The sequence below is a fragment of the Pseudomonas lalucatii genome (assembly GCF_018398425.1).
Classification (GTDB): domain Bacteria; phylum Pseudomonadota; class Gammaproteobacteria; order Pseudomonadales; family Pseudomonadaceae; genus Aquipseudomonas; species Aquipseudomonas lalucatii.
In genome coordinates, this window is sequence record NZ_JADPMV010000002.1 from 148,158 (window position 1) to 166,338 (window position 18,181).

An 18,181-nucleotide genomic window follows, 5' to 3' on the forward strand; every position below is an offset into this window, starting at 1 on the left:
CCCCTGGGGCCTATTCTCTACTCGGCCACGCTTATTGTCAGACCCGCGGCGATGGCAAAAGGTGTCAGGGTCACCGCCAAGGCGGCGAGGCTGGCCAGCCATAACAGATGACCGGTCGCGGGCAGACCCTGCAGGCTCGCCTGCAGCGCGCCGCTGCCGAGGATCAGCACCGGGATGTACAGCGGCAGGATCAACAGCGCCAGCAACAGGCCGCCGCGTTTGAGCCCCACCGTCAGCGCCGCCCCCACCGCGCCGAGCAGGCTCAGCACCGGGGTGCCGAGCAGCAGCGACAGCAGCAGCACCGGCAGGCAACGTCCGGGCAGGCCGAGCATCAGGGCCAGCAGCGGCGCCAGCAGCACCAGGGCCAGGCCGGAAAACAGCCAGTGTGCCAGCACCTTGGCCAGCACCAGAAGGGGCAACGGGTGCGGCGAAAGGACCCACTGCTCCAGGGAGCCGTCCTCGAAATCGCTGCGAAACAGCCCGTCCAGCGACAGCAGCACGGCCAGCAGCGCCGCCACCCACACCAGGCCGGGGGAAAGGGTTTGTAACAACTGGGTTTCGGGGCCCACGGCCAATGGGAACAGGGCGATGACGATGGCGAAGAACACCAGCGGATTGGCCAGTTCGGCCGGACGGCGGAACAGCAAGCGCGCCTCGCGGGCCAGCAGCAGGGTGAAGACGTTGCTCATGCGGCGCGGCGCCCCAGGTCGAGTTCGCGGTAGCCCTCGGGCTTGACGCTCAATGTGTGGTGGGTGGTCAGCACCACCAGCCCGCCGCGGCGGCAATGCTCGGCCAGGTGCGCCTCCAGCTGGGCCACCGCGGCCTTGTCCAGGGCGGTGAAGGGCTCGTCGAGAATCCACAGCGACGGCCCGTCGAGATACAAGCGGGCCAAGGCGACGCGGCGCTGCTGGCCGGCCGACAGGGTATGGCAGGGCACATCCTCGAAGCCACGCAGGCCGACCGCCTCCAGGGCCTGCCAGATCGCCCCGCGGCTGGCCGGGCGATGCAGGGCGCACAGCCAGGCGAGGTTCTCCTCGGCGCTGAGCAGGCCCTTGATGCCGGCGGCATGGCCGATCCACAACAGATTGCGCTCCAGCTCCGTGCGTTGCCGGGACAGCGGCCGACCATTCAGGCGCACCTCTCCGGCCGTCGGTTGCATCAAACCGGCGAGCAGGCGTAAAAGACTGGTCTTGCCACTGCCATTGGGGCCGGCGACCTGCAGCATCTCGCCGGCCTGCAGGCGCAGTTCCAGGCGATCGAACAACATGCGCCAGTCCCGCTCACAGGCGAGCGCCACGGCTTCGAGAAGGGGGCTGGTCAAGGCATGGATACCCAAAGCGGTTCAAGTCGACGCCGCGCCGGCCGTTATACTGAGGCACGGCCGGCCCGGACGGGGCGGCATTATACATGCCCTGCTCCACCACCCGCAGTCGGCATATTTGACAGGTTGTAACCCGCCCATGAGCGAAATCGGCAGCGCCCGCCCCATTCCCGCCACGCCGCCCAGCGGCAGGCCCAGCGCCGTCGCCAACGACCTGGCGCTCAAGCTGCTGCAGCCGCTGCAGGGCCTGCTGGCCAGCGGCGAAACGGCGCAGGCCGAGGTGCTCGCACTCAAGGAAGCGGCGCACAGCTTCCAGCTGCTGCTCAAGCTGACCTTGGAGAACGGCCGCCAGGCCACCCTGCAGGCCAGCAGCGCGCGGCCCCTGGCCCAGGGCACCGCGCTGGCGGTCACCGCCCTGTCGGAGACGCGCCTGGCGGTCGTCCTGCAGGCCGGCGGCGATGCGGCCCTGACCAGCCTGGACCTCGAGCAACTGCCGCTCGGCACACTGCTGCAGGGCAAGGTGGTGGCCCGCGAGCAACTGGCCCAGGCGCAGTCGCAACAGGCGGTCTACAAGGTACTGGTCAAGCTGCTGAACACCCCGCTGGCCGGCAGCAAATTGGCCCTGGAAACGGCGCTGCCGCTGCCCCTGGGCAGCCTGCTCAGCGCCCAGGTGCAGGGCAGCCAGGCCCTGAACTTCCTGCCTCTGAGCAGCCGCCTGGACCAGCTGGAGCTCGGCCAGCAGCTGGCCAGCCAGCACAATCGCCAGGGCTCGCTCGAGGGGCTGTTCAAGGCCCTGCGGGGCATGGGCAACCAGACGAACCTACCCGACGGCCTGCGTGGCAGCATCGACAAGCTGCTCGGCAGCCTGCCCGACGCCAGCCAGCTGAGTACGGCCAAGGGCCTCGGCCAGGCCCTGGAGAACAGCGGCCTGTTCCTCGAGAGCAAGCTGCTCGGCGGCCAGCAAGGCGCCCTGCCCACCGACCTGAAAGCCAACCTGCTGCGCCTGGTCAGCCAGCTGCTGCCGACGCTCCCGGGCGGCGCTCCCTTCTCCGCCGCCAATGCCGGCGCCAACCTGGCCCAGGCGCTGCCGGCCTTCGCCCGCGACATCCTCGGCACCCTCGGCCAGGCCGGCGCCCGCCAACAGGCCCTGCGCTTCCCCCTGCCCTCGCGGCTGCTGCAGTCGCTGGACGGCGAAGCCGACCTCGAGGCGCTGCTGAAACTCGCCGCGGCGGCGGTGTCGCGCCTGCAGACCCACCAGCTGTCGAGCCTGGCGCAGAGCCAGGTCGGCCCCGACGGCGCGCTGCTGACCACCTGGCAACTGGAGTTGCCGATGCGCAACCAGCAGGACCTGGTACCACTGCAGGTGAAGGTCCAGCGCGAAGACCCGCAGCAGAAATCGGCCGGGGAAGCCAAGGAAACCCTCTGGCGGGTCGATCTGGCCTTCGACCTCGACCCGCTGGGGCCACTGCAGGTGCAGGCGCAACTGGCCCACGGCAGCCTGTCCAGCCGACTATGGGCCGAGCGCGGCGTCACCGCCGAGCTGATCGACGGCGAACTGCAGACCCTGCGCGAGCGCCTGACCGCCGCCGGCCTGACGGTCGGCGAGCTCAGCTGCCGGCAGGGCACGCCGCCCCAGGGAACGCGAACCGCCCTGGAACAGCGCTGGGTGGACGAAACCGCATGAAGCGCCACGCCCCCCGCCAGGCCATCGCCCTCAACTACGACGGGCAGAACGCCCCCACCCTGAGCGCCAAGGGCGATGACGAACTGGCCGAGGCCATCCTGGCGATCGCCCGCGAATACGAAGTGCCGATCTACGAAAACGCCGACCTGGTGCGCCTGCTGGCGCGCCTGGAGTTGGGCGAGGCGATTCCCGAGCAGCTCTATCGCTGCATCGCCGAGATCATCGCCTTCGCCTGGTATCTGAAAGGCAAGTGCCCGCCCGGCTTCACCGCGGAGCGCGACGCCACGCCAGCCCCGCCCCTGCTCGACGGCCCTACTCGCTGATCGCCATCGCCTCCCCTTCCACGCCCTTGCCCAGGGGGAAGTCGAACAGCTGCCAGGCGAAGTAGCCGCCGCGGAAATAGAACACCCGCTCGTAGCCCCAGCTCACCGCCAGGTGCGAGGCCAGGGCGCTGCGCAGACAGACGTCGCTGTCGCAATAGATCACCAGCGGCATGTGCCGGGGCCAGTGGGACATCGCCAGGGCGGCGAAGCGGTCGGCCAGATCGAGGTGCACGGCGCCGCGCACATGCCCCCAGCCCCATTCCCGCGACGGCCGCACATCGACGAACAGCGCGCCCCGGTCATACAGGTACTTGGCCTGCAACACATTGATGGTCACCGCCCCGTCCACCAGCAACGGCGCCTCTCGCGCCTGAACCGGCAGCCAGAGCAGCGCGCCCAGCAAGACAACCAGCAAGCCGCGCATCACCTAAGACCTCCGCCGAACATGCCTAGGCTTTAGCTTAGGGGCTGGCGATCGAAGGCTAGGAACGAATAACCGGACAGGGGGGGCAGCTAAGAACCGCCAGCGCTAACCGCTGCGGCTCGATCCGCGCCGAGGACGGCGCTCAGGACTTCTGCGGCTTGGCGCCATGCAGTTTGCTGACCAGCTCCGCCTCGGCCTTGGTCAGGCCGCAGGACTGGGTCAGGTCGTCGACGCTGGCGCCCAGGCCCACCAGGCGCGCCGCCTGGGTGAAGGACAGGCTGCTGGGGTCGCGCTGCTCGATCTGGTTGAGCTTGTCCGGCAGGGGCGCGACGATGCGCCGCAGCTCATGCAGCTCCTCGCCCATGCGCACGCTGCCGGCCAGGTAGGCGTCCAGGCGCTTGCCCAGCTCCTTGAGCCGCTGATCGCGCACGGCATCGCGCTCGCCCTGCAGCTGCGCCGCATGCCGCAGCTGGGCGGCCAGCCAGACGCAGGCGCCGACCAGCCCCAGGCAGATCAGCGCGAGCACCAGCAGGGCGATCCCGAGCATGACTCAGATGCTCTCCAACTCGGACCACTCTTCCTCGCTCATCATCTTGTCCAGCTCGACCAGAATCAGCAGCTCGCCATTCTTGTTGCACACGCCCTGGATGAACTTGGCCGACTCGTCGTTGCCGACATTCGGCGCGGTCTCCACCTCGGACTGGCGCAGGTAGACCACCTCGGCCACGCTGTCGACCAGGATGCCGACCACCTGCTTGTCCGCCTCGATGATCACGATGCGGGTGTTGTCGGTCACCGGCGCCGAGTCCAGGCCAAAGCGCTGACGGGTGTCGATGACCGTGACCACGTTGCCGCGCAGGTTGATGATGCCCAGCACGTAACTCGGAGCCCCCGGCACCGGAGCGATCTCGGTGTAGCGCAATACCTCCTGGACCTGCATCACGTTGATGCCATAGGTCTCGTTGTCCAGGCGGAAAGTCACCCACTGCAGAATCGGGTCTTCGGCACCCTGAGCGGAATTCTTCTTCATGTCCCTAGCCTCGTCATGAGCCGCGCTTTGCGGCGTGTGCGGTGCAACCCGCTGGTTATCATCTGCCCGGTGCGCAGCGAACGCGTCCCCGGCGCTATTCAATCACTGCAGCTGGCCGTTGACCATGCGCTTGGCCGCGCCGCTGGCGATCAGCTCCGCCAGGGCCGCCACATCCAGCAAGGCGCACATGTGTTCGATCACCGTACCGGCCAACCAGGGCCGCTGGCTGCGCTGGCTGCGCCACTTGATCTCGTCGGGATCCAGGCGAATCGAGCGGCTGACCTGATGCACCGCCAGGCCCCACTCGTAGCCCTCCACGGAAATCACGTACTGCAGGCCCTCGCGGAAGTCGTCGCGGTAGCGGTCCGGCATGACCCAGCGCGCGGTATCCAGCACCTTCAGGTTGCCGGCCTGGCACGGCAGTATGCCGAGAAACCAGTCAGGCTGGCCAAACAACGGGGTCAACTCGCTCCCCGCCAAGGGATAGATCGAGCCCAGGCAGACCAACGGCACGGCCAGGGTCAGGCCGGCGACATCGAACAGCAGGCACTCGAAGGGTTCCTGAGCCCAGTCCGGCCGGCCCTCGAGCTGCAACCGGGGGGGCTGCGGCACCTGGGCCGCAGGCCGGTTCAGCTCGGCCAGCGGCTGCACCAAGGCCACGGCGGGCTCGGCCGCGACCGGCACCTCGGGCAGCGGCGCTTCGCCGACCGGCGCACTGGGCGGCGTCTCGACCAGGCTCAGCGGCGGGGGCGATGGCAGCCGCGCATCGCGCACCTGCTCCTCCAGCACCGCGGCCTGGAACTCGTCGAGGCCGCTGCTCTCGGCGAGCTCGACCGCGGCCTCCTGCAGCAGGCCATCCAGGTAGGACTGCAGGGCCAACTGGGGGCGCGTAGCGGTGGCAAGGGGACGATTCATAGAGGGGACCCGCAGCAATGACCTGGACAAGCTATCGGCCGCAGCCGCGGCAGACTTGAGCGATTCTGCTCAGCAGCGCCCTTCATTTCAGGCTACCTGGGCGGCCGGCTGTTGCGCCAGCAGGTGTTTGAGCAGCGCGCGATAGGCGATGGTACCGCGGCTGTTCGAGTCGAACTGGGACGGCGTCAGTCCGGCGCGGCTGGCGTCGCGCAACCGGGTATCGACCGGGATATAGGCCGGCCACAGGTGCTCAGGGTAACTGTTGCGCAGTACCCGCAGGGTACTCAGGGATGCCTGGGTACGGCGGTCGAACAGAGTCGGCACTATGGTGTAGGGCAGCGCCTGCTTGCGCGAACGGTTGATCATCGCCAGGGTGCTGACCATGCGTTCCAGGCCCTTCACGGCGAGGAACTCGGTCTGCACCGGGATCGCCAGCTGCTGGCTGGCCGCCAGCGCGTTGACCATCAGCACGCCGAGCAGTGGCGGGCTGTCGATCACCGCATGGTCGAAATCCTGCCACAGCTGCGCCAGGCTCTTGGCGATCACCAGGCCCAGACCGCTCTGCCCCGGAGATTGTCGCTCGAGAGTGGCCAGGGCGGTGCTGGACGGCAGCAGCGCCATGCGCTCGTGGCTGGTCGGCAGCAGCAACTGGCGCGGCAACCCCTGGGGCACGCCGCCCTGGTGCTGGAACAGGTCGAAGGTGCTGTGCTCCAGACCGTCCGGGTCGTGGCCGAAATAGCTGGTCATCGACCCGTGGGGATCGAGATCGACCACCACCACCCGCTTGCCGGCATCGGCCAGCAGGCCGGCCAGGGCGATGGACGTGGTGGTCTTGCCTACGCCACCTTTTTGATTGGCTACTGCCCAGACTCTCATCTTCTTCATCCTCTCGACACTGCCAGGGCCTGGCCGAGAACGGGCGCCGCCCTCATGGGGCTGGCGACGGGGGATTGACGGCGCCGCCAGGCGGCACCTGCGCTGCAGGCGTCGCTGCAGGTTGCATGCCAGCGCGCAGCAATGCGCCGTCCGGCTTGGCGTTGGCGCTGCCGACACCGGCCACGCTGCGGCGCACATCGAGGTTGCGCGAGATCACCAGCACCACCCGGCGATTGCGCGCCCGCCCTTGCGCCGTGGCATTGTCGGCCACCGGCTGGAACTCGCCATAGCCCACCGAGGCCAGGCGCTGGGGCTTGACCCCGTCCATGGCGAGCATGCGCACGATGCTCGCGGCCCGCGCCGCCGACAGCTCCCAGTTGGTCGGGAACTGCGCGGTGTTGATCGGCAGGTTGTCGGTGAAGCCCTCGACATGCACCGGATTCTCGTAAGGCGCCAGGATTTTGGCGACCTTCTCGATGATGGCGAACGCGCGGTCGTTCGGCAGCGCGTCGCCGCTGGGAAACAGCAGGCTGGAGCTGAGCTCGATCTCGATCCACAGCTCGTTGCCGCGTACCTTCAGCTGCTCCGCGTCGATCAGCTCGCCGAACTCCTCGCGTACGCTGTCGGCTATCTCCTGCAGGGCGTCGACGGGCGTCTGCTCGCCCTCATCGGCGGAAAGCGAGCGATCCGGCAGGCTGGTGCGCGGCCGCTCCTCGCCCAGCGGAATCGGCTTGATCGAGCGCTCGGGCTGGTTGAACACCCCGACCAGGGTGTCGGAGAGCACCTTGTACTTGCCCTCGTTGATCGAGGAGATCGAGTACATCACCACGAAGAAGGCGAACAGCAGGGTGATGAAGTCTGCATAGGAGACCAGCCAGCGCTCGTGATTCTCATGTTCTTCGTGGTGGCGTCTGCGGCCCATGGCGCGTCCCTGTCAATCCATGAAGCCTTGCAGCTTCAGCTCGATGGAGCGCGGGTTCTCGCCTTCGGCGATGGAAAGGATGCCTTCGAGCAGCATCTCGCGGTAGCGCGACTGGCGCAGGGCGACGGCCTTGAGCTTGTTGCCGATCGGCAGCAGCAGCAGGTTGGCGAAACCCACACCATAGATGGTAGCTACAAACGCCACGGCGATACCACTGCCGAGCATGCTCGGGTCGGCCAGATTGCCCATCACGTGGATCAGCCCCATCACCGCGCCGATGATGCCGATGGTCGGGGCGTAGCCGCCCATGCTCTCGTACACCTTGGCGGCCTGCATGTCGCGCCCCTCCTGGGTGTACAGATCGACTTCGAGGATGCTGCGGATCGCCTCCGGCTCGGCGCCGTCGACCAGCAACTGCAGGCCCTTGCGCGCATAGGGGTCGGACTCCGCATCGGCCACCGCCTCCAGCCCCAGCAGGCCTTCCTTGCGCGCGGTCATGCTCCAGCCGACCACGTGGTTGATGCCGCCGGCCAGGTCCACTCGTGGCGGGAAGAAGATCCAGCGCAGTATCGCCAGCGCGCGCTTGAACACGCTGACCGGCGCCTGCAGGAAGGCCGCGCCCAGGGTGCCGCCGATCACGATCAGCGCCGCCGGGCCATTGAGCAGTGCCGCCGCGTGACCGCCCTCGAGGTAGTTGCCACCCAGGATGGCGACGAACGCCAGGATGACCCCGATAAGGCTCAGTACGTCCATGCGAACGGATTCCCTGAAATGGCCATCTACAGGCAGGCCTCGCTCAGGTGCCGGGCGATATCGTCCAGACCGTACACGGCATCGGCCAGGTTGGCCTTGACCACGGCCATCGGCATGCCGTAGATCACGCAGCTCGCCTCGTCCTGCGCCCAGACCTGGCTGCCGCCCTGCCTGAGCAGGCGTGCGCCCTCGCGCCCGTCGGCCCCCATGCCGGTCAGCACCACCGCCAGCACCTTGTCGTGATAGGACTTGGCCGCCGAACCGAAGGTGATGTCGACGCTGGGCTTGTAATTGAGCCGATCATCGCCGGGCAGGATGCGGATGGCGCCGCGCCCATCGATCATCATCTGCTTGCCGCCGGGCGCCAGCAGCGCCACCCCGGGGCGCAGCAGGTCGCCGTCCTCGGCCTCCTTGACGCGAATCCGGCAGAGCTTGTCCAGGCGCTCGGCAAAGGCCTTGGTGAAGGCCGCGGGCATGTGCTGGATCAGTACAAGTGGCGCGGGAAAGTTGGCCGGCAGCTGGGTCAGCACACGCTGCAGGGCCACCGGGCCGCCGGTCGAGGTGCCGATGGCCACCAGCTTGTAGGCCTTGCGCTTGGGCGCGGCGCTGCCGGTCGACACGTGGCCGGGGCTGGCCACCGGTGCCGCCGCCGGCGCAGGCCCGGGGCGCGCCAAACTGCTGAGCGCGGCCGAACGGCTTGGCGCGGCGGGCGCGGCCGGCGCAGGGGGGCGCACGCCGACGCTGCGCCTGTTGCTGCGGGCGATGCTGTGCACCTTCTCGCACAGCAGCTGCTTGACCTTCTCCGGGTTGCGCGAGATGTCCTCGAAGTTCTTCGGCAGGAAATCCACCGCCCCGGCATCCAGGGCATCGAGGGTGACGCGGGCGCCTTCGTGGGTCAGCGAGGAGAACATCAGCACCGGGGTCGGACAGCGCTGCATGATGGTGCGCACCGCGGTGATGCCATCCATCATCGGCATCTCGTAATCCATGGTGATCACGTCCGGCCTCAGGGCCAGGGCCTGCTCGATGGCTTCACGGCCATTAGTGGCGGTGCCGATCACCTTGATATTCGGATCGGTGGAGAGAATTTCCGAGACGCGCCGGCGGAAAAAGCCGGAATCGTCCACCACCAGTACCTTGACAACCATACAGACTCCTAAGCGGCGTACGCGCAGGCCGCGCCGCCATTCGATCAGATGCGCCGCGCGTAGCGCTTGAGCATGCTCGGCACGTCGAGAATCAGGGCGATGCGACCATCGCCGGTGATGGTCGCGCCGGACATGCCCGGCGTGCCCTGGAGCATCTTGCCCAGGGGCTTGATCACCACCTCTTCCTGGCCGACCAGCTGATCGACGACGAAGCCGATGCGCTGGCTGCCCACCGTGAGAATCACCACGTGTCCCTCGCCCTGTTCCTCGTGGGCGGCGTCACGCACCAGCCAGCGCTTGAGGTAGAACAGCGGCAGCGCCTTGTCGCGCACCACCACCACCTCCTGGCCGTCGACCACGTTGGTGCGCGACAGGTCGAGGTGGAAGATCTCGTTGACGTTGACCAGCGGGAAGGCGAACGCCTGCTTGCCCAGCATCACCATCAGGGTCGGCATGATCGCCAGGGTCAGCGGCACCTTGATGACGATCTTCGAGCCCTGGCCCTTCACCGAGAACACATTGACCGTGCCGTTGAGCTGGGAAATCTTGGTCTTCACCACATCCATGCCGACGCCGCGGCCGGACACATCGGAGATCTCGGTCTTGGTCGAGAACCCCGGGGCGAAGATCAGGTTGTAGCACTCGAACTCGTTCAGCCGCTCGGCCGCGTCCTTGTCCAGCAGGCCCTTCTCCACGGCCTTGGCGCGCAGCACATCGGCGTCCATGCCCTTGCCGTCGTCGGAGATCGACAGCAGGATGTGGTCGCCCTCCTGCTCGGCCGACAGCACCACCTTGCCGCCCCGGGCCTTGCCCGCGGCCTCGCGCTCCTCTGGCGTCTCGATGCCGTGGTCGACGGCGTTGCGCACCAGGTGCACCAGCGGGTCGGCCAGGGCCTCGACCAGGTTCTTGTCCAGGTCGGTCTCTTCGCCGACCAACTCCAGGTTGATCTCCTTCTTCAGGCTGCGCGCCAGGTCGCGGACCAGCCGCGGGAAGCGCCCGAAGACCTTCTTGATCGGCTGCATGCGGGTCTTCATCACCGCCGTCTGCAGGTCGGCGGTGACCACGTCGAGATTCGACACCGCCTTGGCCATCGCCTCGTCGCCGCTGTTGGAACCCAGGCGTACCAGGCGGTTACGCACCAGCACCAGCTCGCCGACCATGTTCATGATCTCGTCCAAGCGCGCGGTGTCGACCCGCACCGTGGTCTCCGCCTCGCTGGCCGGTGCGGCCTTGTCGGCCTGTGCCGGCGCGACCGGAGCGGGTGTTGGCGCCTTCGCCGGCTCGGCTTTGGCCGCCGGCTGGGCGACAGGCTTGGCCGGTTCCACGGACTTGGCCGGCACGGCCGCCGGGACGGGGGCCTTGGCCGGCGCGCTCGGCTCGGAGAACTTGCCCTTGCCGTGCAGCTGATCGAGCAGGGCCTCGAACTCGTCGTCGCTGATCTCGTCCGCGCCTGCGCCACCGGGTTTCGCCTCGTCCACGGCCGGAGCAGAACCGGCCAGCGCCGCAGGGGGGGCGGGCGGCACGAACTGGCCCTTGCCATGCAACTGGTCGAGCAGCGCCTCGAACTCGTCGTCGCTGATCTCGTCGGGCGTTGCGGCAGATGCGACGGCGGCGGCACCTACCGCCGCAGCCAGCGGCACCGGCTCGCTGGCGCTGGCGGCCACGAACTGGCCCTTGCCATGCAGCTGGTCGAGCAGCGCCTCGAACTCGTCGTCGGTGATCTCGTCCGCGCCGGCAGCCGCCTCGGCGGCTCCGGCCTGGGCGTCGGCCGGCGCCTCGTGCAGGGCGTCGAGCAGCTGCTCGAACTCGCTGTCGGTGATGTCGCCAGGCCCTGCCGCGGCCTGCGCCGCCTTCTCGAGCGGTGCCTGCGCGGCGGCGTCCGGCGTTGGCGGCGCCTCGGCGCCGGCCGGTTCGGCCAGCCGCGACAGGGCCGCCAGCAGTTCCTGGCTGGCGGGGGTCAGCTCGACCCGTTCGCGCACCTGGCTGAACATGCCATTGACCGCATCCAGCGCTTCCAGCACCACATCCATCAACTCGGCGTCGACCCGGCGCTCGCCCTTGCGCAGGATATCGAAGACGTTCTCCGCGATATGGCAGCACTCCACCAGTTCGTTCAGCTGGAGGAAGCCCGCTCCGCCCTTGACCGTGTGAAAACCACGGAAAATCGCGTTGAGCAGGCTCATATCGTCCGGGCGGCTCTCTAGCTCGACCAACTGCTCGGACAGTTGCTCGAGAATCTCGCCGGCCTCTACCAGGAAGTCCTGGAGAATCTCTTCATCGGCGCCGAAGCTCATAAACGTGCTCCTAAAAACCTAGGCTGGATAGCAGATCGTCGACATCATCCTGGCTGGAGGCGACGTCTTCACGCTTATCGGCATTAATCTGCGGACCTTCACCATGGGAAGGCTCTTTTTGTTTGACCTGCTCGGCACGTAGCGCCTGGTGGTCGTGCTGGATACCGGCGAACTGGTCGACCTGACTGGCCATCAGCACCAGCTTGAGCAGGTTGTTCTCCACCTCGGTGACCAGCTGGGTGACACGCTTGATCACCTGGCCGGTCAGGTCCTGATAGTCCTGGGCGAGCAGGATGTCGTTGAGGTTCGCGGACAGCTTGGCGCCATCGCGCTCGCTGCGGGCGAGGAACAGCTCGATGCGCTTGGCCAGCTCGCGGAAGCCGTCGGCGCCCATCTCCCGGCGCATGAAGCGTCCCCAGTCGGCACTCAGGCTCTGCGCCTCGCTACCCAGGTCGTTGACCAGCGGCGCGCTCTGCTCGACCAGGTCCATGGTCCGGTTTGCCGCCTTCTCGGTCATCGTCACCACATAGTTCAGGCGTTCGGTGGCATCGGTGATCTGCGAGACTTCCTGGGCATGCGGCACCCGCGGGTCGAGCTGGAAGTTGACGATGGCGTTGTGCAACTCGCGCGTCAGCTTGCCGACTTCGTGGTACAGGCCACGGTCGCGGGTCTTGTTGAGTTCGTTGATCAGCTGCACCGCTTCGCCAAAGTTGCCCTGATCCAGGCTGTCGACCAACTGGCGCGCGTTTAACTTCAGGGTCGACTCGAGGTCGTCCTGCGGGGAATCTTCGTGTTCCATAGCACCCTCGCGGCAGACATCAGCCGTTGACCCGCTCGAAAATCTTCTCGATCTTTTCTTTCAGCACCTGGGCCGTGAACGGCTTGACCACGTAACCGTTCACCCCGGCCTGGGCGGCCTCGATGATCTGGTCACGCTTGGCCTCGGCGGTCACCATCAGCACCGGCAGGTGCTTGAGGCGCTCGTCCGCACGCACCGCGCGCAGCAGGTCGATGCCGGTCATGCCCGGCATGTTCCAGTCGGTCACCAGAAAGTCGAAGCTGCCGCTGTGCAGCATCGGCAGCGCGGTGGTGCCGTCGTCCGCCTCCGCGGTATTGGTGAACCCCAGATCACGCAGGAGGTTCTTGATGATCCGTCGCATCGTTGAAAAGTCATCAACGATGAGGATTTTCATGTTCTTGTCCAAGTCGACCTCCGTACAGTCCCAAACGCAGCCAGCCCCTGGCTACGCCCTTAATCGTGAAACCGGCCTGACTGGCCGCCGTAAAACCACTGCATTGCGCCGCGCTTCCCAGCAACCCGCCTCTCAACTACCCAGCGCGTCAGCGCGCACGCCACTCGCTCAGGCGCGCACGCAGTCGGGCGGCGCACTGGCTGTGAATCTGGCTGACCCGCGACTCGCTGACCCCCAGCACCTCGCCGATCTCCTTGAGATTCAGCTCTTCGTCGTAATACAGCGCCAACACCAGCCGCTCACGCTCCGGCAGGTTGGCGATGGCATCGGCCAGCGCCGCCTGGAAGCGCTCATCCTCAAGATCACGAGAAGGTTCCTGCTGAGTGGCATTGGCGTCTTCGCTCAGCCCGCCGTGCTCGCCGTCCTGCAGCAGGTCGTCGAAGCTGAACAGGCGGCTGCCCAAAGTGTCGCCAAGAATGCCGTAGTAATCTTCGAGACTCAATTGGAGTTCGGCCGCGACCTCGTGATCTTTAGCGTCACGACCGGTTCTGGCCTCAATTGCCCGGATCGCATCGCTGACCATGCGGCTGTTGCGGTGTACCGAGCGCGGCGCCCAGTCGCCCTTGCGCACCTCGTCGAGCATGGCGCCGCGAATGCGGATGCCGGCAAAGGTCTCGAAGCTGGCACCCTTGCTGGAGTCGTATTTCTTCGAGGCTTCGAGCAAGCCGATCATGCCGGCCTGGATCAGGTCGTCCACCTGCACGCTGGCCGGCAGGCGCGCCAGCAGGTGGTAGGCGATGCGCTTGACCAGGGGGGCATAGCGCTCGATCAGCTGATACTGGGAATCCTGCCCTTGCGCCTTGCTATACATACGAAGTCCAGAGGCTGCTGTCATACCGCCGAGTCCGCGGTCGGTTGCTGCACCAGGCGCTCGACGAAGAACTCCAGGTGACCGCGCGGGTTGGCCGGCAACGGCCAGGCATCGACCTTCTGCGCGATCGCCTTGAACGCCAGCGCGCACTTGGAGCGCGGAAATGCTTCATAGACCGCACGCTGCTTCTGCACGGCCTTGCGCACCGACTCGTCGTAGGGCACCGCGCCGACATACTGCAGCGCGACGTCGAGGAAGCGATCGGTGACCTTGGTCAGTTTGGCAAAGAGATTGCGTCCTTCCTGCGGACTGTGGGCCATATTGGCCAGCACGCGGAAACGGCTCATGCCGTAGTCGCGGTTGAGCAGCTTGATCAGCGCATAGGCATCGGTGATCGAGGTCGGCTCGTCGCAGACCACCACCAGCACCTCCTGGGCGGCGCGCACGAAACTGACCACCGAGTCGCCGATGCCGGCGGCCGTGTCAATGATCAGCACGTCGAGGTTCTCGCTGATGTCGCTGAAGGCCTGGATCAGGCCGGCATGCTGCATGGGCGAGAGCTGCACCATGCTCTGCGTGCCCGAGGCGGCCGGGACGATGCGGATGCCGCCGGGCCCCTGCAGGATCACATCGCGCAGGTCGCACTCGCCGCTGACCACATCGGCCAGGGTGCGCTTGGCGGTCAGGCCGAGCAGGACGTCGATGTTGGCCAGCCCCAGGTCGGCGTCCATCAACATGACCCGCCGGCCGACATCGGCCAGGGCCAGGGCCAGATTCACCGACACATTGGTCTTGCCGACGCCACCCTTGCCGCCGGTCACCGCGATCACCTGTACGGGATGCATACCCATGTTATCTACACACCTTGTCTAACGTCGACTGGAGCCACTTGGCTAAGCGTACCCCGCCTGTCCGACACGAGGCCAACCGGCACCCCATGCCACTGAGTCATCACCGCCGCCTCATCAACCGGCGCGACGCGCCGGCTGCTGATAGAGGCCGGCGAACAGCTCGGCCATCGTTTCCTCGCTGGGGTCTTCCGCGGCCTGCAGGCCCACGGCCCGGCTCACCAGCTGATGGCTGCGCGGCACCTGCAGGTCATCCGGAATGCGCGGGCCATCGGCCACATAGGCTACCGGCAGGCGCTGGCCGATAGCCAGCCCCATGACCTCGCCCAGGCTGGCGGCCTCGTCCAGCTTGGTCAGAATGCAGCCGCTCAGGCCGCAACGCCTGTAGCTATGGTAGGCGGCCTTGAGCACCTGGCTCTGGCTGGTAGCGGCCATGACCAGGTAGTTTCTGGACTTGATGCCGCGGCTGGCCAGGGCTTCCAGTTGCATGCGCAGGGCCGGGTCGTTGGCCGGCAGGCCGGCCGTGTCGATCAGCACCACGCGTTTCTTCGCCAGGGGCGCCAGGGCCTGGGTCAAGGACTGCCCGGGATCGACCAGGGTCACCGGCACGCCGAGGATACGGCCGAGGGTCTTGACCTGCTCCTGGGCGCCGATGCGATAGCTGTCCAGGCTGACCAGGGCGATGCCCTGGGCGCCGTACTTGAGCACGTAGCGCGCCGCCAGCTTGGCCAGGGTGGTGGTCTTGCCCATGCCGGCGGGGCCGACCAGGGCGATCACCCCACCCTCCTCCAGCGGCTCCTGCTTCGGCGTCTGGATCGCATGGGCCAGGTGCGCCAGCAGCATGCGCCAGGCCTGGCGCGGCTCGGCGACATTGGCCACGCGCTCGAGCAGCACCCGCGCCAGCTCGGCAGGCAGGCCCATGCGCTGCAGGCGACGCCAGAGGTTGGCCTGCTGCGGCCGGCGGCTCTGCATCTGGCCCCAGGCGATAGAGCCGAGCTGGACCTCGATCAGTTCGCGCAGGCCGTGCAACTCGGAGCGCATGGCATCGAGGGCCTGGTTATCGCTGCTCGCCTGGCGCGGCGCCTGGGGCTTGGCCAGGACCGCGGCCAGGCTGTCGGCGGGCATGTTCGGCTGCGCGCCAAACAGTTGGCGATCCTTGCCCTCGTCGGCTTGCGCCCGGGTGGTCAGTTCGGCCTGAGCCGAGGCGATGCGCGACTGGGTCTTGCGCAGTTCGGCTTCCAGTGCCGGATTCGGCTGACGGGCCGGCGCGGCAGGCACCTGGTAGTCCAGCGCGGCGGTCAGCTCGACCCCGCCCGCCACCCGGCGATTGCCGATGATCGAGGCATCCGCGCCCAGCTCATCGCGGACCAGCTTCATGGCTTGACGCATATCGGCGGCGAAAAAGCGTTTGACCTGCATGGCCTGTAACCTCGGTTAGTTCTGCCCCACCGTCGCGACGATGGTGACCTGCTTGTTGTCCGGAATTTCCTGGTAGGCCAGCACATGCATGCTCGCCACCGCCAGCCGCGCAAACCGCGCGAGCATCGCCCGGATCGGCCCGGCCACCAGCAGAATCACCGGCTTGCCGAGCATTTCCTGGCGCTGCGCCGCCTCCACCAGGGAGCGCTGCAGCTTCTCGGCCATGCCCGGCTCCAGGAGGATGCCATCCTCGGAGCCCTGCCCGGCCTTCTGCAGACTACTGAGCAATATCTGTTCCAACCTTGGTTCGAGGGTGATCACAGGCAGCTCCGGCTCTAGTCCCACGATGCTTTGCACGATGGCGCGGGCCAGCGCCACGCGCACCGCCGCCAGCATGGCGGCGGGATCTTGACTCTTGCCCGCGACGTTGGCGAGGGCCTCGGCGATGGTGCGGATGTCGCGCACCGGCACCTGCTCCTGCAGCAGCGCCTGCAGCACCTTGAGCAGGGTCGACAGCGACACCAGCCCCGGCACCAGCTCCTCGGCCAGCTTCGGCGAGCTCTTGGCCAGCAGCTGCAGCAGCTGCTGGACCTCCTCGTGACCGAGCAGCTCGTGGGCGTGCTTGTGCAGCACCTGGTTGAGATGGGTGGCGACCACGGTGCTGGCATCCACCACCGTGTAGCCGAGGGACTGCGCCTGGTCACGCTGGCTGGCGTCGATCCACACCGCCTCCAGGCCGAACGCCGGATCCTTGGCGGCCATCCCGTTGAGGGTGCCGAACACCTGGCCCGGGTTGATCGCCAGTTCGCGATCGGGGTAGACCTCGGCCTCGGCCACGCTGACCCCCATGAGCGTCAGGCGGTAGGCGTTGGGCAGCAGGTCGAGGTTGTCGCGGATATGCACCGAGGGCATCAGGAAGCCCATCTCCTGGGACAGCTTCTTGCGCACCCCCTTGATCCGCGCGAGCAGCTGCCCGCCCTGGTTGCGGTCGACCAGCGGGATCAGCCGGTAGCCGACCTCCAGGCCGACCATGTCCACCGGGGTGACATCGTCCCAGCCCAGCTCCTTGACCTCCTGGGCCTTCTGCGCCGGCAGCAGCTCCTGCTGGCGCTGCACCTCCTTGATTTCCGCCTCCTTGCCCTGGCGCTGCTTGTTGGCGATCCAGTAGGCGGCGCCGGCGGCCACCAGGCCGAGGCTGATGAAGGAGAAGTGCGGCATGCCGGGCACCAGGCCCATGGCGATCATGATCGCCGCCGCCACCGCCAGGGCCCGCGGCGAGGCGAACATCTGCCGGTTGACCTGGGCGCCCATGTCCTCGGAACTGGAGACCCGGGTCACCATCACCGCCGCGGCGGTGGACAGCAGCAGCGAGGGAATCTGCGCCACCAGGCCGTCGCCGATGGTCAGCAGGGTGTAGACCTTGCCGGCATCGGAGAAACTCAGGCCATGCTGGAACATGCCGATGGCGATGCCGCCGATCAGGTTGATGAACAGAATCAGCAGGCCGGCGATGGCATCGCCACGGACGAACTTGCTGGCACCGTCCATCGAGCCGTAGAAGTCCGCCTCCTGGGACACCTCGGCGCGACGCTTCTTGGCGTCCGTCTGGTCGATCAGGCCGGCGTTGAGGTCGGCGTCGATGGCCATCTGCTTGCCCGGCATGGCGTCCAGGGTGAAGCGCGCGCTGACCTCGGAGATGCGCCCGGCGCCCTTGGTGACCACCACGAAGTTGATGATCATGAGGATGGCGAACACCACGATACCGACCACGTAGTTGCCGCCGATCACCACCTCGCCGAAGGCCTGGATCACCTGGCCGGCGGCGGCATGGCCCTCGTGGCCGTGGAGCAGCACCACCCGGGTGGAGGCGACGTTGAGCCCCAGGCGCAGCAGGGTCGCCGCCAGCAGGATGGTCGGGAATACCGCGAAGTCCAGGGGTCGCAGGGCGTAGATGCCGACCAGCAGCACCACGATCGACAGGGCGATGCTGAAGGTGAACAGCACATCCAGGAGAAACGCCGGAATCGGCAGCATGACCATGCCGAGCATGACCAGCAGCAACAGCGGGATGCCCAGGTTGCCCTGGCGCAATCCCGACAGGTTGCTCCGCACATTGCCGATCATTTGCGAGCGATCCACAGCCACTTCCCTACCCCAGCC

At 67.3% G+C, this 18,181-nt stretch carries 19 protein-coding genes; 2 read left to right on the top strand and 17 right to left on the bottom strand.

What is annotated here, in order from left to right; all coding sequences use genetic code 11:
- Positions 1 to 17: 17 nt before the first annotated feature.
- Together ccmB and ccmA are read right to left on the bottom strand one after the other, a co-directional pair.
- The gene (ccmB, locus tag I0D00_RS13945; protein ID WP_213640447.1) at positions 18 to 689 is read right to left on the bottom strand and encodes a heme exporter protein CcmB; all 672 of its coding nucleotides are present in this window, start codon (positions 687 to 689) and stop codon (positions 18 to 20) included.
- On the bottom strand, positions 686 to 1,321 hold the full coding sequence (ccmA, locus tag I0D00_RS13950; RefSeq protein WP_213640448.1) for a cytochrome c biogenesis heme-transporting ATPase CcmA: 636 nt from the start codon (positions 1,319 to 1,321) through the stop codon (positions 686 to 688). Before ccmA ends, ccmB begins: the two co-directional genes overlap by 4 nt.
- Before the next feature lie 139 nt (positions 1,322 to 1,460).
- Here ccmA and fliK point away from each other — a divergent pair, with 139 nt between their 5' ends.
- Both fliK and I0D00_RS13960 read left to right on the top strand, forming a co-directional pair.
- Positions 1,461 to 3,005, top strand: a complete 1,545-nt coding sequence (gene fliK / locus I0D00_RS13955; protein ID WP_213640449.1) for a flagellar hook-length control protein FliK — start codon at positions 1,461 to 1,463, stop codon at positions 3,003 to 3,005.
- On the top strand, positions 3,002 to 3,328 hold the full coding sequence (locus tag I0D00_RS13960) for an EscU/YscU/HrcU family type III secretion system export apparatus switch protein (RefSeq protein ID WP_213640450.1): 327 nt from the start codon (positions 3,002 to 3,004) through the stop codon (positions 3,326 to 3,328). Before fliK ends, I0D00_RS13960 begins: the two co-directional genes overlap by 4 nt.
- On the opposite strand, the gene I0D00_RS13965 is transcribed toward I0D00_RS13960, so the two are convergent.
- The 15 genes from I0D00_RS13965 to flhA form a co-directional block, all read right to left on the bottom strand.
- Positions 3,318 to 3,752, bottom strand: coding sequence for a rhodanese-like domain-containing protein (locus tag I0D00_RS13965; RefSeq protein ID WP_213640451.1), 435 nt, complete (start codon positions 3,750 to 3,752; stop codon positions 3,318 to 3,320). The genes I0D00_RS13960 and I0D00_RS13965 overlap by 11 nt on opposite strands.
- Positions 3,753 to 3,894: 142 nt before the next feature.
- A complete protein-coding gene (locus I0D00_RS13970; RefSeq protein ID WP_213640452.1) occupies positions 3,895 to 4,299 on the bottom strand; it encodes a DUF2802 domain-containing protein in 405 nt (134 codons plus the stop codon).
- A 3-nt stretch (positions 4,300 to 4,302) separates the two neighbouring features.
- Positions 4,303 to 4,782 (bottom strand): chemotaxis protein CheW, encoded by a 480-nt coding sequence (locus I0D00_RS13975; RefSeq protein ID WP_213640453.1) that lies wholly within the window; start codon positions 4,780 to 4,782, stop codon positions 4,303 to 4,305.
- A 102-nt stretch (positions 4,783 to 4,884) separates the two neighbouring features.
- Positions 4,885 to 5,697, bottom strand: coding sequence for a CheW domain-containing protein (locus I0D00_RS13980; protein ID WP_213640454.1), 813 nt, complete (start codon positions 5,695 to 5,697; stop codon positions 4,885 to 4,887).
- 87 nt (positions 5,698 to 5,784) lie between these two features.
- Positions 5,785 to 6,573, bottom strand: coding sequence for a ParA family protein (locus I0D00_RS13985; protein ID WP_213640455.1), 789 nt, complete (start codon positions 6,571 to 6,573; stop codon positions 5,785 to 5,787).
- Positions 6,574 to 6,625: 52 nt separating this feature from the next.
- Positions 6,626 to 7,495 (bottom strand): flagellar motor protein MotD, encoded by an 870-nt coding sequence (motD, locus tag I0D00_RS13990; RefSeq protein WP_213640456.1) that lies wholly within the window; start codon positions 7,493 to 7,495, stop codon positions 6,626 to 6,628.
- A gap of 12 nt (positions 7,496 to 7,507) precedes the next feature.
- Positions 7,508 to 8,248, bottom strand: a complete 741-nt coding sequence (locus I0D00_RS13995; protein ID WP_213640457.1) for a flagellar motor protein — start codon at positions 8,246 to 8,248, stop codon at positions 7,508 to 7,510.
- 26 nt (positions 8,249 to 8,274) lie between these two features.
- Positions 8,275 to 9,396 carry a protein-glutamate methylesterase/protein-glutamine glutaminase gene (locus I0D00_RS14000; RefSeq protein ID WP_213640458.1) on the bottom strand — a complete coding sequence of 374 codons (1,122 nt, stop codon included), beginning with the start codon at positions 9,394 to 9,396 and terminating at the stop codon, positions 8,275 to 8,277.
- A gap of 44 nt (positions 9,397 to 9,440) precedes the next feature.
- Positions 9,441 to 11,690 carry a chemotaxis protein CheA gene (locus I0D00_RS14005; RefSeq protein WP_213640459.1) on the bottom strand — a complete coding sequence of 750 codons (2,250 nt, stop codon included), beginning with the start codon at positions 11,688 to 11,690 and terminating at the stop codon, positions 9,441 to 9,443.
- Positions 11,691 to 11,700: 10 nt separating this feature from the next.
- Positions 11,701 to 12,489, bottom strand: a complete 789-nt coding sequence (locus I0D00_RS14010) for a protein phosphatase CheZ (protein ID WP_213640460.1) — start codon at positions 12,487 to 12,489, stop codon at positions 11,701 to 11,703.
- Between the two features lie 19 nt (positions 12,490 to 12,508).
- A complete protein-coding gene (locus I0D00_RS14015; protein WP_170862135.1) occupies positions 12,509 to 12,883 on the bottom strand; it encodes a chemotaxis response regulator CheY in 375 nt (124 codons plus the stop codon).
- A gap of 148 nt (positions 12,884 to 13,031) precedes the next feature.
- Positions 13,032 to 13,778 carry an RNA polymerase sigma factor FliA gene (fliA, locus tag I0D00_RS14020; RefSeq protein WP_213640461.1) on the bottom strand — a complete coding sequence of 249 codons (747 nt, stop codon included), beginning with the start codon at positions 13,776 to 13,778 and terminating at the stop codon, positions 13,032 to 13,034.
- Positions 13,775 to 14,605 (bottom strand): MinD/ParA family protein, encoded by an 831-nt coding sequence (fleN, locus tag I0D00_RS14025; RefSeq protein WP_213640462.1) that lies wholly within the window; start codon positions 14,603 to 14,605, stop codon positions 13,775 to 13,777. The genes fliA and fleN overlap by 4 nt, the downstream gene beginning before the upstream one ends.
- Positions 14,606 to 14,719: 114 nt before the next feature.
- On the bottom strand, positions 14,720 to 16,021 hold the full coding sequence (gene flhF / locus I0D00_RS14030; RefSeq protein WP_213640463.1) for a flagellar biosynthesis GTPase FlhF: 1,302 nt from the start codon (positions 16,019 to 16,021) through the stop codon (positions 14,720 to 14,722).
- Between the two features lie 15 nt (positions 16,022 to 16,036).
- The gene (gene flhA, locus I0D00_RS14035) at positions 16,037 to 18,160 is read right to left on the bottom strand and encodes a flagellar biosynthesis protein FlhA (RefSeq protein WP_213640464.1); all 2,124 of its coding nucleotides are present in this window, start codon (positions 18,158 to 18,160) and stop codon (positions 16,037 to 16,039) included.
- Between the last annotated feature and the right edge of the window lie 21 nt (positions 18,161 to 18,181).